The organism is Streptococcus sp. 1343 (assembly GCF_013277355.1).
In the GTDB taxonomy this organism is placed as follows: Bacteria; Bacillota; Bacilli; order Lactobacillales; family Streptococcaceae; genus Streptococcus; species Streptococcus pseudopneumoniae.
On the sequence record NZ_VMMT01000065.1, the window covers coordinates 7,125 to 9,736 of the forward strand.

General features: G+C 44.0%; 2 protein-coding genes. One reads left to right on the forward strand and one right to left on the reverse strand.

Translation table 11 applies throughout. The annotated features are described in order from the left end of the window. Positions 1-42: 42 nt before the first annotated feature. Entirely contained in the window at positions 43-1,434 is a 1,392-nt protein-coding gene (locus HT709_RS09500; RefSeq protein ID WP_172925716.1) for a Cof-type HAD-IIB family hydrolase, read from the reverse strand. Between the two features lie 65 nt (positions 1,435-1,499). Between HT709_RS09500 and HT709_RS09505 the strand changes: the two genes are divergently transcribed. After that, positions 1,500-2,462: an asparaginase gene (locus HT709_RS09505; RefSeq protein ID WP_050208774.1), complete on the forward strand. Its 963-nt coding sequence runs from the start codon at positions 1,500-1,502 to the stop codon at positions 2,460-2,462. The last annotated feature ends 150 nt before the right edge of the window (positions 2,463-2,612 follow it).

The window sequence follows — 2,612 nt, forward strand, 5'->3', positions numbered from 1 at the left end:
TTGAGCAACCTGCGGCTAGTTTCCTAGTTTGCTCTTTGATTTTCATTGAGTATTATTTCTCTCTTTATGACGTTCATAAGCCTTGAGCTGGCGCTGCAGTTCCTTTTTAATAGCAGGTTCTGGAGCATATTTTTCTTCCCAATCATCTGGTTTTAAAATTTTATGGGTCACTGGATCAAAGTGAGCCTTGCCATCTGGAAAAATTTTCCCCATATTGGCCTGATGGACAATATCAAAAATACGTTCTGGATCCACCCCCATCAAGACAAAACTACCGTAGGTGAAGTAAAGCGTGTCAATCAAGGCATCCACTTGCCCTACCAAATCTTGCTGAGCAGGCGTCTTCTTGGCTACTTTATCTGCCACCTTATCAAGAGCTTGATGAAGTTGCGATAGAGCTTGACCAAAGTCCTCTTCAGAAGGACTGGCAGCTCGAACAAACTCCACCAATTCTTCTATTTTAAAGCCAGCCCTATGGGTTGCACCTTCTAAATCCCAAGCTCGAGGTTCTTCTTGAGTCCGTTCATCCATCATATGGTGGAAGGTCTTGACCTTATTGAAATGATAGTCACGGCTGACAAAGACTTTTTCTGAAGCCAAAACACCAAAATGTTCCAAGGCCTTGTGGATTCCGTCTTGCTGATTGCTGGTGGTAATGTGCTTGGCAACTTCCTTGACACTGCTACTACCATTTCCCATAGCAACCGACATCCCAACACCTGCCAGCATTTCTAGATCGTTATCTGAGTCACCAAAGGCCATAACTTGATTGAGGTCAAAGCCATATTCTTTCCCGACTAGTCGAATGCCTTCCAATTTAGAGTTTCCTTGATTGATGACATCCGCAGCAAAAGGATTGCTACGTGTCAATTTCAAGTCTTCAAAATCAGCTGCCGCCTTCTCAGATTCTTCTGGCGTCATCAGCATCAAGACTTGATAAATAGGCTGATTCATCAGATGAAGCAGGTCTTCTTCCTTTTGGGGAACAACCTTACTGACCATGCGATTAAAGGAATGACTCACCGTCCGAGTTAAAACAGAGGGAACGAAGCGACTGATTCGTTGGGAAAAAGAACCCAGACCAAAGGACATGATTTTAGAACCCAGCATGGCATCCTTGGTCCCTAGGGCAATCTCCTTGCCCTCTTTTTTAGCATAGCTAATTAGATGGCGCAAGTGCAACTTGGAAATAGGGCTCGTGAACAAGACTCTGTCTTTAGTAAAGATGTACTGGCCATTATAGGTTACCGCAAAATCCAGGTCCAAATCGTCCATCAATTCCTTAACAAAAAAAGGTCCTCGCCCTGTCGCTACACCGACAAGCACCCCTTGTTCTTTAACAATCTTAATCGCGTCCCTAGTGGATTTCAAAACACTCTTGCGATTGTTGACTAGTGTTCCATCGATATCAAAAAAAACAGCTTTGACTTCCATCCTATCCCAATCTCCCCTTTTGTGATACAATGATTATACCACATTTCAGAAAGAGTAAGTAAATCATGCCTAAGAAAATCCTTGTTTTACATACGGGTGGGACTATTTCCATGCAGGCCGATGCTTCTGGCGCTGTTGTGACGAGTTCAGACAATCCTATGAATCATGTGTCCAACCCACTTGAAGGAATCCAAGTTCATGCCTTGGACTTTTTTAATCTACCAAGCCCTTATATCAAACCCAAGCATATGCTGGCTCTCTACCAAAAAATCAAAGAGGAAGCAGATAACTACGATGGGGTGGTGATCACACACGGAACCGATACTTTAGAGGAAACAGCCTATTTCCTTGATACCATGAAAATTCCCCACATGCCCATCGTTCTAACAGGAGCCATGCGAAGCTCCAATGAACTCGGTAGTGATGGTGTTTATAATTACCTAAGTGCTTTGCGGGTAGCTAGCGATGACAAAGCTGCTGACAAAGGAGTTTTGGTCGTTATGAACGATGAAATCCACGCTGCCAAGTATGTCACCAAAACACATACGACTAATGTCAGCACCTTCCAGACTCCAACACATGGCCCCCTCGGTCTCATCATGAAACAGGAAATCCTCTACTTCAAAACAGCTGAACCTCGTGTTCGCTTTGACCTTGATCACATACAAGGTTTAGTCCCTATCATCTCGGCTTATGCTGGTATGACAGATGAGCTGATTGATATGCTGGATTTAGAACACTTGGACGGTTTGATTATCCAAGCCTTCGGAGCTGGTAATATTCCCAAAGAAACGGCTCAAAAATTAGAAAACCTTCTGCAAAAAGGAATCCCAGTCGCTCTGGTATCACGATGCTTTAACGGTATAGCAGAACCTGTTTATGCCTACCAGGGTGGGGGCGTGCAATTACAAAAATCTGGTGTCTTCTTTATTAAAGAACTCAACGCCCAAAAAGCCCGCTTGAAACTCCTCATTGCCCTCAATGCCGGACTAACAGGGCAAGATTTGAAAGACTATATGGAAGGCTAAGACTCTTGAAAAATCTCTTCAAACCACGTCAGCTTCCATCTACAAGCTCAAAGCAGGGACTTGAGCTGACTTCGTCAGTTCTATCCACAAGCTCAAAGCAGGGACTTGAGCTGACTTCGTCAGTTTCATCTACAAGCTCAAAGCAGGGAC

Bases quoted from the DNA above. Each gene is read 5' to 3' on its own strand.
- HT709_RS09505 (WP_050208774.1), top strand. From the start codon at position 1,500: ATGCCTAAGAAAATCCTTGTTTTACATACGGGTGGGACTATTTCCATG.
- HT709_RS09500 (WP_172925716.1), bottom strand. From the start codon at position 1,434: ATGGAAGTCAAAGCTGTTTTTTTTGATATCGATGGAACACTAGTCAAC.